The 13,515-nt window shown below is 67.4% G+C and carries 12 protein-coding genes; 6 read left to right on the top strand and 6 right to left on the bottom strand.

All coding sequences use genetic code 11. From position 1 onward, the window contains the following. Position 1: 1 nt before the first annotated feature. On the bottom strand, positions 2-670 hold the full coding sequence (locus ACFVJ3_RS08575; RefSeq protein ID WP_005238985.1) for a hemolysin III family protein: 669 nt from the start codon (positions 668-670) through the stop codon (positions 2-4). A gap of 161 nt (positions 671-831) precedes the next feature. On the opposite strand from ACFVJ3_RS08575, the gene ACFVJ3_RS08570 reads away from it, so the two are divergent. Beyond that, on the top strand, positions 832-1,599 hold the full coding sequence (locus ACFVJ3_RS08570; RefSeq protein WP_378451658.1) for an isoprenyl transferase: 768 nt from the start codon (positions 832-834) through the stop codon (positions 1,597-1,599). Positions 1,600-1,640: 41 nt separating this feature from the next. Here the strand turns inward: ACFVJ3_RS08570 and coaA are convergent, their stop codons facing one another. Beyond that, positions 1,641-2,573 (bottom strand): type I pantothenate kinase, encoded by a 933-nt coding sequence (coaA, locus tag ACFVJ3_RS08565; protein ID WP_378451657.1) that lies wholly within the window; start codon positions 2,571-2,573, stop codon positions 1,641-1,643. Between the two features lie 169 nt (positions 2,574-2,742). Here coaA and ACFVJ3_RS08560 point away from each other — a divergent pair, with 169 nt between their 5' ends. The 3 genes from ACFVJ3_RS08560 (at position 2,743) to ACFVJ3_RS08550 (ending at position 7,001) form a co-directional block, all read left to right on the top strand. Beyond that, the gene (locus ACFVJ3_RS08560; RefSeq protein WP_378451656.1) at positions 2,743-3,963 is read left to right on the top strand and encodes a DUF885 domain-containing protein; all 1,221 of its coding nucleotides are present in this window, start codon (positions 2,743-2,745) and stop codon (positions 3,961-3,963) included. 66 nt (positions 3,964-4,029) lie between these two features. Then, positions 4,030-5,325 (top strand): serine hydroxymethyltransferase, encoded by a 1,296-nt coding sequence (gene glyA / locus ACFVJ3_RS08555; RefSeq protein WP_378451655.1) that lies wholly within the window; start codon positions 4,030-4,032, stop codon positions 5,323-5,325. Positions 5,326-5,633: 308 nt separating this feature from the next. Further along, positions 5,634-7,001 (top strand): PhoH family protein, encoded by a 1,368-nt coding sequence (locus tag ACFVJ3_RS08550; protein WP_378451654.1) that lies wholly within the window; start codon positions 5,634-5,636, stop codon positions 6,999-7,001. Positions 7,002-7,074: 73 nt separating this feature from the next. On the opposite strand, the gene ACFVJ3_RS08545 is transcribed toward ACFVJ3_RS08550, so the two are convergent. Both ACFVJ3_RS08545 and ACFVJ3_RS08540 read right to left on the bottom strand, forming a co-directional pair. Beyond that, positions 7,075-7,506, bottom strand: coding sequence for a limonene-1,2-epoxide hydrolase family protein (locus ACFVJ3_RS08545; RefSeq protein ID WP_378451653.1), 432 nt, complete (start codon positions 7,504-7,506; stop codon positions 7,075-7,077). Positions 7,507-7,532: 26 nt separating this feature from the next. Next, entirely contained in the window at positions 7,533-9,143 is a 1,611-nt protein-coding gene (locus ACFVJ3_RS08540; RefSeq protein ID WP_378451652.1) for a serine hydrolase, read from the bottom strand. 150 nt (positions 9,144-9,293) lie between these two features. Here ACFVJ3_RS08540 and ACFVJ3_RS08535 point away from each other — a divergent pair, with 150 nt between their 5' ends. Beyond that, entirely contained in the window at positions 9,294-10,151 is an 858-nt protein-coding gene (locus tag ACFVJ3_RS08535; RefSeq protein ID WP_378451651.1) for an acyl-ACP desaturase, read from the top strand. Positions 10,152-10,211: 60 nt separating this feature from the next. Here ACFVJ3_RS08535 and ACFVJ3_RS08530 read toward each other — a convergent pair whose 3' ends face one another. Further along, positions 10,212-11,615, bottom strand: coding sequence for a class II fumarate hydratase (locus tag ACFVJ3_RS08530; protein ID WP_378451650.1), 1,404 nt, complete (start codon positions 11,613-11,615; stop codon positions 10,212-10,214). Between the two features lie 99 nt (positions 11,616-11,714). Beyond that, positions 11,715-12,755, bottom strand: a complete 1,041-nt coding sequence (glpX, locus tag ACFVJ3_RS08525; protein ID WP_378451649.1) for a class II fructose-bisphosphatase — start codon at positions 12,753-12,755, stop codon at positions 11,715-11,717. 189 nt (positions 12,756-12,944) lie between these two features. On the opposite strand from glpX, the gene ACFVJ3_RS08520 reads away from it, so the two are divergent. Further along, entirely contained in the window at positions 12,945-13,514 is a 570-nt protein-coding gene (locus tag ACFVJ3_RS08520; protein WP_378451648.1) for a DUF4245 domain-containing protein, read from the top strand. The last annotated feature ends 1 nt before the right edge of the window (position 13,515 follow it).

Genomic DNA, 13,515 nt, shown 5'->3' with positions numbered 1-13,515 from the left:
CCTACCGAAACACCACCAGCCACACGGCGATGTAGTGGCACAGGGCCGCGATGACGGTGGCGGCGTGGAAGAACTCGTGATGCCCGAACGTGGTCGGCCAGGGGTTGGGCCACTTGGTGGCGTAGAGGATCGCGCCGACCGAGTACAGGATGCCGCCGATCAGCAGCAGCACCATCGGGAGGACGCCGACCTCGTGCGTCAGTTCGGGTGCGACGGGGACGATGGCCCAGCCGAGCAGCAGGTAGAGCGGCACCCCGACCCAGCGTGGTGCCGTCGGCCACAGCATTTTCAGCGCGACCCCCGCGAGCGCCCCCGCCCATACGACGATCAGCAGCGTCCGGCCCGTGTCGGGCGGAAGTCCCAGCACCGCGAACGGGGTGTAGCTGCCGGCGATGAACAGGAAGATCATCGAGTGGTCCGCGCGCTTCATCCACGTGCGAGCCGAGACGGTGTTCCAGTGGATGCGGTGGTAGGTGGCGCTGACCCCGAACACACCGCACACCGTGAGGCTGTAGACGGCGGTGGCGAGCGCCGCTTCCCCGGACACCTGGGTGCCCGACAGTGTGACGAGGACGATGCCGGCGATCACGGAGACGCCGAACGCCCACAGGTGAATCCACCCTCGCAGTCGGGGCTTGACGGGCAGTTCGTCGAGGCCGAAAGCGGTCACTGAACACCTCTTCTCGCTGTGCGTGGCGCTAACCTACGCAACCGTAGGTTAGCTTGTGGTGAGAGCGTACCCGTCGGTAGCAGGAAGTCGTGCGCTGTGTGACGGCCGTCGCGGATCGCCTTCGGCTGCGGCGTAGTCTTGCGTGTCATGGTGATCTCCAGGTGAGTGCGCGAGGACTGCTGTACAGCATCTACGAGCGTCGGCTACTGAAGCGGCTCGACGGTCTACAGCACCCTCGGCACATTGCCGTGATGTGCGACGGCAACCGGCGGTGGGCCCGGGAGAACGGCTTCGAGGACGTCAGCCACGGCCACCGCATGGGCGCCCTGAAGATCTCCGAGATGCTCGGCTGGTGCGACGCCGCGGGCATCGAGATGGCCACCATCTACCTGCTGTCGACCGAGAACCTGCGCCGCGACCCCGGGGAACTCGACACCCTGCTCGAGATCATCACGGACGTCGTCGAGGAGATCTCCGGCCCCGACAAGAACTGGAGCGTCAAGATCGTCGGCGCCCTCGACCTCCTGCCCGCCGAACAGTCGCGGCGTCTGCGCGACGCGGCCGCCGGGACCGAGGGTCGCACCGGCACCCACGTCAACGTCGCGATCGGCTACGGCGGCCGCCAGGAGATCGCCGACGCCGTGCAGTCGCTGCTGAGCGAGAAACTCCTCGCGGGACTGTCGGGGGACGACCTCGTGAAATCGATCACAATCGACGGCATCGACGGTCACCTCTACACGTCCGGCCAGCCCGACCCCGACCTCGTGATCCGCACGTCGGGGGAGCAGCGGCTGTCGGGGTTCCTGCTGTGGCAGAGCGCCTACTCCGAGATCTGGTTCACGGAGGCGTACTGGCCCGAGTTCCGGCGCGTCGACTTCCTCCGCGCGCTGCGCGACTACGCCGCCCGGCACCGCCGCTTCGGCATCTGACGTGAGCGGCGAAGCGTGCCCGAACACACTTCGCCACTCACCTACAGCTTGCGCAGACGCAGCCGGTTGATCGAATGATTCGCGTCCTTGCGCAGCACGAGCGTGGCGCGCGGACGCGTCGGCAGGATGTTCTCCACGAGGTTCGGCCGGTTGATGTTGTGCCAGATCTCCTGAGCGGCGGCCGTCGCGTCCCGGTCGGACAATCCGGCGTAGTGGTGGAAGTGCGCGTCGGGATCGGAGAACGACGTCTTGCGCAGCGCGAGAAAACGCTGGATGTACCAGTTCTCGATGTCCTCGATGCGGCCGTCGACGTAGATCGAGAAGTCGAACAGGTCCGACACCATGAGCCGGGGACCGGTCTGCAGCACGTTCAGGCCCTCGATGATGAGGATGTCGGGCTGCCGGATCAGGTGGTACTGGCCCGGGATGATGTCGTACGAGATGTGTGAATAGACCGGCGCGGCCACCTCTTCGGCACCCGACTTCACCTCGGTGACGAACCGCAGCAGCTTGCGGCGGTCGTAACTCTCGGGAAAGCCCTTGCGGTGCATGATCCCGCGGCGGTTCAGCTCGGCCGTCGGATACAGGAAGCCGTCCGTCGTCACCAGGTCGACGCGCGGGTGGTGCTCCCACCGAGCGAGGAGGGCCTGGAGGACACGGGCGGTGGTGGACTTGCCGACCGCGACACTGCCGGCGACGCCGATCACGAACGGCACCTGCTGGTCGGGGTGCTTCTCGCCGAGGAACGTCGCGGTCGCGGCGAACAGTCGCTGCCTGGCCGCGACCTGCAGGTGGATCAGACGCGACAGCGGCAGGTACACCTCTGCGACCTCTTCGAGGTCGATCTGCTCGCCGAGGCCCCGCAGTCCGTACAGCTCTTCCTCGGTCAGGACGAGTGGCGTCGACTTACGCAGTGTGCGCCACTGCTTCCGGTCGAATTCGACGTACGGACTGGACTCGCTCGTCCGCGCCATCAGTTCCGCTCACACTCGGGTACACGGGGGAGTGAGCGGTCCATGCCCAGAATCTCTGCCGTCGTCGTTGCGCTGGCGAGTAGCGGTTGCATAGTCGGATTGTGCTTGGTGCCACAGGCTGCGCTGTCGGCGGGTCGGGCAGACGCGTCTGCGACTAAGGTCGGACGGCATGGAATCCGTTTCGTTCGTACGCGAATACTTGCTGCTCGGGCTGGGTTTCGACCGGCTGGAGGAAGGATTCGTCGACGCGTATACCGGCGATCCCGCGCTGCGCAGGCAGGTGGAGAACGCGCCGAAGCCCGATCCGCGCGATCTCGCGCGCACGGCGGCGAACCTCCGCGCCGAGTTGCCGTCGGCGGGACTGTCCGAGGAGCGGACCCGGTTCCTCGACGTCCATCTCCGGGCCCTCGAATGCTCGGGGCGCAAGTTCGCGGGTGACGACGTCGGCTTCGTCGACGAGGTCGAGGCGTACTTCGACGTCCGCATCGAACGCGGCGACGAGGAGCAGTACCGGGAGGCGCACCGGAAGATGGACGCCGTGCTGCCCGGAACGGGCCCGCTTGCCGAACGCATCCAGGCCCACCGCGCGAAGGACGAGATCCCCGCGGACCGGTTGCAGGAATGTGTCGACGCCTTCTCCAGTGCGCTGCGCGACCTCGTGCGGGAGCACTACGCACTGCCCGACTCGGAGGTCGTCGAGTACGAGGTGGTGGGCGACAAGCCGTGGTCGGGGTTCAACTACTACCTCGGCGACTACCGTTCCCGGGTCGCGATCAACTCCGACCTCAAGCAGCACATGTCGAACCTGCCGCGGCTGATCGCGCACGAGTCCTACCCCGGCCACCACACCGAGCACTGCCGCAAGGAAGCCGGACTGGTCGGCGCGGGACAGCTCGAGCAGACGTTGTTCGTCGTCAACACCCCGCAGTGCCTGATGGCCGAGGGACTCGCGGACCTCGCGCTCGAATCGATCGTCGGGTCCGACTGGGGGCTGTGGGCGCAGGAAATTTACGCCGACCTGGGCCTGCGATTCGACGGTGAGCAGGCGCAACGCCTGTCCGGGGCGTCCGGGCAGCTGCTCGGTGTGCGGCAGGACGCGGCGATGATGCTGCACGACGAGGGCCGCAGCCACGACGACGTCGCCGCGTTCCTGCAGCGGTGGAGCCTGTCGACCCCCGAGCGGGCCAGGCAGTCGCTACGATTCCTGTCGTCGCCGCTGTGGCGGGCGTACACCAGCACCTATGTGGAGGGATACCGCCTGCTCGGTGGCTGGCTGGCCGAGGTGCCCGTCGGTGCGGAGCGGTCGGAGCGGTTCCGTCGACTGCTCGACGAGCCGCTCGTGCCCAGCGTCCTGCGCGCCGGTGAGGGGTACCTCACCGCGGGCGGTTAGGAAGTCCTCACGGGTACTTCGTAGACTGGGAGCATTCGTTTCCGCATCCAGCTTGGAGATCCCTCGATGACCGCTGTGCCCGGTACCGACGTCAACACGGCCCCCCTAGCCGAACTCGACCCCGAAGTCGCCCAGGCCATGGCAGGTGAGCTGGCCCGTCAGCGCGACACGCTGGAGATGATCGCGTCGGAGAACTTCGTTCCCCGCGCGGTCCTCCAGGCTCAGGGCAGCGTCCTCACCAACAAGTACGCCGAGGGATACCCGGGACGCCGCTACTACGGCGGCTGCGAGCACGTCGACGTCATCGAGGATCTCGCCCGCACCCGCGCCAAGGAACTGTTCGGCGCCGACTTCGCGAACGTCCAGCCGCACTCCGGCGCACAGGCCAACGCGGCGGTGCTGATGGCCCTGATGAACCCGGGTGAGAAGCTCCTCGGCCTCGACCTGGCGCACGGCGGCCACCTCACGCACGGCATGAAGCTGAACTTCTCCGGCAAGCTCTACGACGTCGCGTCGTACGGGGTCAGCAAGGAAGACCACCGCATCGACATGGACGAGGTCCGCAAGATCGCCGTCGCCGCGCAGCCGAAGGTCATCGTCGCCGGCTGGTCCGCGTACCCGCGTCACGAGGACTTCGCCGCGTTCCGTTCGATCGCCGACGAGGTCGGCGCGTACCTGTGGGTCGACATGGCGCACTTCGCGGGCCTGGTCGCGGCCGGGCTGCACCCGTCGCCCGTGCCCTACGCCGACGTCGTGTCCAGCACCGTCCACAAGACGCTCGGCGGGCCCCGGTCCGGCCTGATCCTGGCCAAGCAGGAATGGGCGAAGAAGCTCAACTCCGCCGTCTTCCCCGGCCAGCAGGGCGGGCCGCTGATGCACGCCATCGCCGCCAAGGCCGTCTCCCTGAAGATCGCCGGCACCGAGGAGTTCAAGGATCGTCAGCAGCGCACCCTGACCGGCGCGAAGATCCTCGCCGAGCGCCTGACCGGCTCGGACGTCGTCGACAAGGGTGTCAGCGTCCTCACCGGCGGCACCGACGTGCACCTCGTGCTCGTCGACCTGCGCAACTCGCAGCTCGACGGCCAGCAGGGTGAGGACCTTCTTCACGAGGTCGGCATCACCGTCAACCGCAACGCGGTGCCGTTCGACCCGCGCCCGCCGATGGTCACGTCCGGCCTCCGGATCGGCACGGCGGCGCTCGCATCGCGCGGGTTCGGGGACGAGCAATTCACCGAGGTCGCCGACATCATCGGCACCGCACTCGCCGGATCGTCCGACGTCGAGACGCTGAAGTCCCGCGTGTCGAAGCTCGCCGCCGACTTCCCGCTGTACGAGGGTCTCGAGGACTGGCGCCTGATCTAGGCGGCTCCGCCGTCCGTGCGTGGCCTGCGAGTGGGAGGACTCGTTAACCACGCACGGGCGCCGAAGGCGCCTCCACGTAACGTGATGTTCACCGACACGCCCGCCGCTCGCACGGCCGTCCGGCGTGTTTGGCAGTACCGTCTGGGGTAACAGGCAGCGGGGAAGTTGCTTGTACGGGAGGTCCTGATCGTGGCTGACACACTCAGTGCGAGGGGGCCGGCGCCCGGCCCTCGTGTGGTGACACACCAGGGACGGACCGGTCCAGCGAACCGAGTTTGCGTGGGTGCCACGCAGACCTAGGAGCCAACGTGACTGCTTCACGCTCCGTCTCAGCCCGCGTCGGACGCTCGTCCGCCGCCCCCAGGAAATCGTCGGATTCCGCAGTTCGTACATTCGTACTCGATACCTCCGTACTGCTGTCCGACCCCTGGGCCGTCACCAGGTTCGCCGAGCACCGTGTGGTGCTTCCCCTCGTCGTGATCAGCGAGCTCGAAGGGAAGCGGCACCACCACGAGTTGGGATGGTTCGCAAGAGAATCGCTGCGTATGCTCGACGACCTCCGTCTGGAATACAGTCGTCTCGACCAGCCCGTGCCGATCGGCACCGAGGGCGGCACCCTGCAGGTCGAGCTGAACCACACCGACCCGTCGGTTCTCCCGGTCGGATTCCGCACGGACAGCAACGATTCGAGGATCCTGGCCTGCGCACTGAACCTCGAGGCCGAGGGTGGTGACGTCGTCCTGGTCAGCAAGGACATCCCGCTGCGTGTGAAGGCCGGTGCGGTGGGTCTTCCCGCCGACGAGTACCACGCCCACGACGTCGTTCCGTCGGGTTGGACGGGGATGGCCGAACTGGACGTGGCGTCCTCGTCGATCGACGAATTGTTCTCCGAGGGTGTCGTCGATCTGGAGGAGGCTCGGGAGCTTCCGTGCCACACGGGTATTCGGCTGCTGGGTGGTTCGTCGAGCGCATTGGGCCGCGTGAACGCCGAGAAGCGGGTGCAGTTGGTGCGGGGGGAGCGTGAGGCGTTCGGTCTGCACGGACGTTCGGCCGAGCAGCGGATCGCCCTGGACATCCTGCTGGACGACAGTGTGGGCATCGTGTCGCTGGGCGGCAAGGCGGGCACCGGCAAATCGGCGCTGGCGTTGACGGCCGGGCTGGAGGCCGTGCTCGAGCGTCGCACGCAGCGGAAAGTCGTTGTCTTCCGGCCGCTCTACGCGGTGGGCGGGCAGGAACTCGGCTACCTGCCGGGTAGCGAGAGCGAGAAGATGGGCCCGTGGGCCCAGGCGGTCTTCGACACTCTCGACGGCCTCGCCAGCACCGAGGTGATGGACGAGGTGATCAGCCGCGGCATGCTGGAAGTGTTGCCACTCACGCATATTCGCGGACGGTCACTGCACGATTCGTTCGTGATCGTGGACGAGGCGCAGTCGCTGGAACGCAACGTGCTGCTCACGGTGCTCTCCCGCCTCGGCAGCGGCTCCAGGGTGATCCTCACCCACGACGTCGCGCAACGCGACAACCTGAGGGTCGGACGTCACGACGGTGTGGCCGCGGTGATCGAGAAGCTCAAGGGGCATCCGCTGTTCGCGCACATCACGTTGACGCGCAGTGAGCGTTCGCCGATCGCGGCGCTCGTGACGGAGATGCTGGAGGAGTTCGGGCCGACGCCGTAGGCGCCTGCCGCGCAGCGTGTTCCGCCCGATGTCGCACGGTCCGATCGGACCGAGGTGACATCGGGCGGACACGTCAGAAGGCGCGCACGATCCCTTTGAGCGTGCCCCACAGGAAATCCCGGCTGCTGAAGTAGTCGCGCCAGACGGCGATCTTGCCGTCCTTCATCTCGAAAGTTCCGCACACCCAGAATTCGCTGCGCACCCGCTTGTAGATCAGGATGTCGGTACGTTCGGTCAGCACGGCTGTTCCGTCGCCGGCGATGTGGTGCAGGCGCACGTCGAATCCGACACCGGGGCGGCTCATTCCGCGGAGTATCCGCATGACGGAGTCGAGGCCGCGGATCTTGGGCAGGGACACGTTGTGCCACACGATGTCCTGGTGGAGATACTGCCGTGCGGTGTCCGGGTCGCCGGCGACGAGTGCGTCCAGGAAGGCCCGGACGATCTGGACGTCTGCCGTGTCCGTTCGAGTGGTTCCCGTCGGCGTGTGCGAGTTCGTGCTCATGATCTTCTCCCCGTCGATGTCTCGGCTCAGCGGACGAATGTCCCGCGGCCTTCCGTGTCGTAGTACTCGAGTGTGACGTTGTTGCCGGCGAACGTGGCCTTCGAGATGGTTCCGGGTGGGGCGTTCTCACCGCCGGGTGTGAAGGTGAAGGTGTCGCCGTCCCAGTGGGTGAGTGGGAAGGTCTGACCGGCGGGTCCGAGTTGGAGCGACAGCGCGCCGTTGCTCTCGGTGACGACGGCGGGACCCCAATACGGGTTGCCGTAGGTGCCCGCGTAGGTCGGGAGGGGTTGCGATGGCGACGGGTTCGCGGGGGCCGTCTGGCCGACGAGACTGCCCTCGGGCTCGTCCATCGGCGCGATGGCCTGCCGGTACAACGATCTCCAGTCCTCGCGGATCTCCCCGAACTGCACGAGGTCGGCGAACTCGGCGGTGAGGGCCTCGGGAATGCCGATGGGCGACCCGTTGGTCAGGGCGACGATGGCGACGTCGGCGGACGGTATCGCGACGAAGTTCGTCGCCACCCCGAGCTGGAACCCGCCGGAGTGGCTGAGGGAGACCCGGCCCGCCGACGTGGTCGAGACGTTGAACCCGTAACCGTAGGACCCCGGACGGCTGTCCATCGAACGGGGTGGGCTGGACACCATCTGGGGACTGACCGCGGGAAGCAGTGCGTCGGGGGACACGATCTCCTTGCCCTCGAACGTTCCGTCGGCCAGCAGCATCGCCAGCCATTTGCCCACGTCGTTTACGGACGAGCTCACCCCGCCTGCGGGGGACTGCGCGTCGGGGTTGCGTACCGCATCGGCGACATACTTGCCGTCGACGAGTTGGTGCGCGACTGCGCGGTCGCTGCGGGCCTGATATTCGGCGAATCGCGAACTCGTGGAGGACATCCCCAGCGGCTGGTAGATCGCCTGCTCGGAGAGCGTCGCCCAATCGGTCCCGGATGCCGCCGCCACGGCCTCCGCCGCCGCGGTGAGGCCGAAGTTGGTGTATTCGTAGGTGATCCGGAACGGGTTCAGCGGGTCGAGCCGGAGCTTGTCGAGCACCTGCTGCTGGTTGTAGCCCATATCCTCGAGCAGATCGCCGGCGTGATCGGGCAACCCCGACCGGTGCGAGTACAGATCGCCCACCGTGACGTGCTCGGTGACCCACGGGTCGGCGAGGGCGAAACCGGGCAACTTGGACGCCACGGGAGTGTCCCAGCCGACGACGCCGGCATCGACCTGATGGGCCACCACCGTGGACCCCACCGGCTTCGACATCGACGCCAGCTGGAACACGGTGTCGGCGTCCACCTTCTGATCGGCGCCCGCCTCGCGCACCCCGAAACCCTTCGCATAGACGGTCTGCCCACCGTGGACGACGGCGACCGCCATGCCCGGAAGTCCGGAACTCTCCATCAACTCGTTCGCCAGTTCGTCGAGACGGCCCACGGCGTCGTCGATCTGACCGTCGGGGATGTCGACGCCCGCGACCGTGCCCGGGTTCGGCGGCTGGGAGGACTGCGAGGTGGGGTTCGCGCCGGACGTCGCGGCGGACCCGGAGTCGTCCGTGTCGGAGCCACAACCCGTCACGAGTGACCCGCCGAGCGCGAGAGCCGACAGAAGTATCGTCAGGTTCCGATGTCTGCGCATTGGTGATCCTCTGCTCGGGCCCGGGGTACACCGCAAGCCTAACGACTGCAAGCCCATGACCAGGCTGTTTTCGTCACAACGTCGGCGTTGTTCCCGTCGAATTCACCAGTGGTCGACCCCGCGCCGGGGCGCGGACGCTACGGTGTGCGGATGCCGATTGAAAAGAATGACTCGCAGCTGCTCAGTGAGCTGGCCCCGGTGGTGGACGAAAACCTCACACGTCACATCGCCGAGGCGGACGGCTGGCAGCCGCACGATCTGGTTCCCTGGGACCAGGGCAAGAACTTTGCGTTCATGGGTGGAACGGATTGGTCGGCAGATCAGTCGACCCTGAGCGACGTCGAGGCGCTCGCGCTGACCGTGGGTGTGCTGGTGGCGGACAACGTCCCCGCATACCACCGGGAGATCGCCAAGCACCTCGCCCAGGTGGGCCCGTGGTGGCGCTGGGTGGGCCGCTGGACCGCGGAGGAGAACCGGCACTCCATCGTGCTCCGGAACTACCTGATGGTGACGCGTGCCGTCGACCCCGTCGCCCTCGAGCGCGCCCGGATGGACGAGATGGTCCGCGGCTACGCGATGCCGCCGATGCACCTGCTCGAGATGCTCGCGAACTCCGCGTTCGAGGAAAAGGCCGCGGCGGTGCGTCATCACAACACGGCAGCACTCGGCGAGGATGCGCTGGTGGCCGTGATCGCCGAGCGGCTGGCCACGGACGACGAACTGCAGTCGCAGTTCTACCGGAACATCGTCGAGGCCGCGTTCGAGCTGGTACCCGACCAGACGATGCGGGCCGTCGCGTCGCGCATCGAGGCGTTCGACGTTCCGAGCGTGGCACTGCCCGGCGGAACCGACAGCACCGCAGTGCTCGCCGAGGCCGGCATCTACGACCCCGCCCAGCAGGGGGAGAAGGTGTTCGCTCCGCTGCTCCGCTCATGGAACATCGCCGGGCGCACCGATCTCGGACCGGAGGGCGAGAAGGCCCGCGACGAGCTGTCGGCGTTGCTGTAGGACTTCTGTGCGAGAAGGGCCCGCACTCCAGGCGAGTGCGGGCCCTCTCCGTCGGCAGGGTCAGTCCTTGACCTTCGCCATCGCCAGCACGTCGAGACGCTTGTCGAGTTCTTCTTCGCTCAGCTTGTCGCCGATCAGACCCCGGTCGACGACGGTCTCGCGGATGGTCTTCTTCTCCTTCAGCGCCTGCTTGGCGACGGCCGCGGCCTCCTCGTACCCGATCGCGGAGTTCAGTGGCGTCACGATGGACGGCGACGATTCCGCGAGGGTTTTGAGGTGCTCGGTGTTCGCGACGAGCCCCACGACGCACCGGTCGGCGAACAGCCGCGTGACGTTGGCCAGCAACGTCAACGATTCGAGCAGGTTCCGCGCCATCATCGGGATGTAGACGTTGAGTTCGAATGCGCCCGCGGCACCGCCCCAGGCAACCGCGGCATCGTTGCCGACCACCTGTGCGGCGACCTGGGTGGCAGCCTCCGGGAGCACCGGATTGACCTTGCCGGGCATGATCGAACTGCCGGGCTGCAGGTCGGGGAGACGGATCTCGCCGAGACCGGTGAGCGGTCCCGATCCCATCCAGCGGATGTCGTTGGCGATCTTGGTGAGGGACACCGCGATCGTGCGCAGCGCGCCGGACGCCTCCACCAGGCCGTCCCGCGCCGCCTGCGCCTCGAAACTGTTCTTCGCCGGTATGAGGGCGTCGACGCCCGTCGCCTTGACCAGTTCGGCGACGACCTTCGGGCCGAACCCGTCGGGGGCATTGAGCCCCGTTCCGACCGCGGTGCCGCCGATGGGCAGCTCACCGAGCCGGGGAAGGCAGGCCACGACCCGCTCCATCCCCGCCTCCATCTGGCGGGCGTAACCGCCGAACTCCTGACCGAGGGTCACCGGGACGGCGTCCATGAGGTGGGTGCGGCCCGACTTCACGACATGCTTCCACTCGGTGGACTTGTCGAGCAGGGCCAGGCGCAGGTGGTCGAGGGCGGGGAGGAGGTCCTTCACCGCGGACTCGGTGGCCGCGACGTGCGTCGCGGTGGGAAAGGTGTCGTTGGACGACTGCGACATGTTGACATCGTCGTTGGGGTGGACGACTACACCGTTCGCCGCGGCGATCGACGCGATCACCTCGTTGGCGTTCATGTTGGAACTGGTGCCCGAGCCCGTCTGGAAGACGTCGATGGGGAACTGATCGTCGTGGTTGCCCTCGGCGATCTCGCCCGCCGCGGCAATGATGGCGTCCGCTTTCTCGGGGTCGAGGAGGCCGAGGTCCTTGTTGACCTGCGCGCAGGCTGCCTTCAGCAACCCCATTGCACGTATCTGGGTGCGCTCGAGACCTCGACCGCTGATCGGGAAGTTCTCGACGGCGCGCTGAGTTTGCGCGCGCCACAGGGCATCCACGGGCACCCGCACCTCGCCCATGGTGTCGTGTTCGATCCGGTACTGCTGCTCGCTGCTCTCGGTCATGCGTCAAACATGCCACTTCCGAGCGCGTCGTGGGGGCGCTCCCCGTGCGCCTTTCTGGTAGCCGGAGCTACCGGAAAGGCGCACGAGCAGCGGAGCCGCCTAGAACGTCGGCGGAACGGCGCCGTCCTCGCCCGTGAAGTCCACGGACGAGTACTCGCGCAGCTTCTCGAGACGGTGGTACGCGTCGATCATGCGGACGGTGCCCGACTTCGACCGCATCACGATCGACTGGGTCGAGGCGCCGCCGCCGTAGTAGCGGACACCGCGGAGCAGGTCGCCGTCCGTGACACCGGTGGCGCAGAAGAAGACGTTCTCACCGGACACGAGATCTTCGGTGGTCAGCACGCGATCCAGGTCGTGGCCTGCGTCGATGGCCTTCTGGCGCTCGGCGTCGTCGGTCGGGGCCAGCCGGCCCTGTAGCGAACCACCCATACAGCGCATGGCGGCGGCGGCGATGATGCCCTCCGGGGTTCCACCGGTGCCGATCAGGATGTCGGTGCCCGAGTCCGGACGCGCGGCGGCGATCGCACCCGCGACGTCACCGTCGGAGATGAGGCGGATGCGGGCGCCGGTATCCCGGACCTCCTGGATGAGCCTGGCGTGCCGGGGACGGTCGAGGATGCAGACCGTCACGTCGGAGGTGGACGCCTTCCGGACCTTCGCGACACGCTTGATGTTCTCGGCGACGGGCGCGGTGATGTCGATGACATCGGCGGCGTCGGGACCGACGGCGATCTTCTCCATGTAGAACACGGCGGACGGGTCGAACATCGCGCCGCGCTCGGCGACTGCGAGGACGGCGATCGCGTTGGGCATGCCCTTCGCCATCAGGGTGGTGCCGTCGACCGGGTCGACGGCGAAGTCGCATTCGGGTCCGTCGCCGTTGCCGACCTCTTCGCCGTTGAACAGCATCGGGGCTTCGTCCTTCTCGCCCTCGCCGATGACGACGACGCCGCGCATCGAGACCGAGCTCACGAGCTGGCGCATGGCGTCGACGGCGGCGCCGTCGCCACCTTCCTTGTCGCCACGGCCGACCCAGCGACCGGCAGCCATCGCACCAGCCTCGGTGACTCGGACCAATTCCAGAGCAAGATTTCGGTCCGGGGCCTCGCGGCGACTCGACGTGGTGCTAGCCGTCATGGGCAGTGCCTCCTGGTGCAGTCACGGTCGACGTTGTACGTCGACGCTGTGTCGGTGGCCGTCGGCCGCCGAGTGTCGGGTGGATCTCAGTGCTGATTCTCCCAGAAAGAAGTGTGACGTGCGCTGCTGGGGCGCGAATCACGGGACCGAGAATCGTTGTTCCGGGACCGACCCTGGATACTGGTGGGCGTGGCATCTGATAAACCCCGCATCCTGCACAACAACCGCGACATGGTGTGGTCGCTCGTACCCCTTGTCCTGTTCTGCGTACTGATCGCGGGTATCGCCAGCCAGTGCACGTTCAGCCCGGGCGGGCCCACCAGTGGTCCGATCCCCAGCTTCGACGTCGACGCGGCGCTGAAGTACGACGCGCAGGACCTTCCGTTCCCGGTACGGAAGCCGGAGACGCCGGAGGGCTGGACGCCCAACTCGGGCAGCCGCAGCATCGTCAGCGGCGACGGCGGCGGCGATTCGAGCACCGTCGGATTCATCACCGAGGCCGGCCGCTACATCCAGCTGACGCAGAGCAACGCCGCCGAGACGGTGCTCGTGCCGTTCGTCGCGGGTGGTCCGCGTACAGCGACGGGAACCGAGAACATCGCAGGTCACAGCTGGATCGTGTACGGCGGGGAGGGTGTCGAGCCGATCTGGGTCTCCGACTTCGGCGACGTCCGGCTCCTCGTGACAGGCAGTGCGTCAGCCGAGGCGTTCGAGCAGCTCACCACCGCCGCGGCCGACGCCCCGATCCTCGCGGCCTGAC

The organism is Rhodococcus sp. NPDC127593 (genome assembly GCF_042671975.1).
Lineage (GTDB): Bacteria > Actinomycetota > Actinomycetes > Mycobacteriales > Mycobacteriaceae > Rhodococcus_F.
Note: the sequence above shows the minus strand (reverse complement) of the source record. Positions and strands in the feature narration are given on the sequence as shown.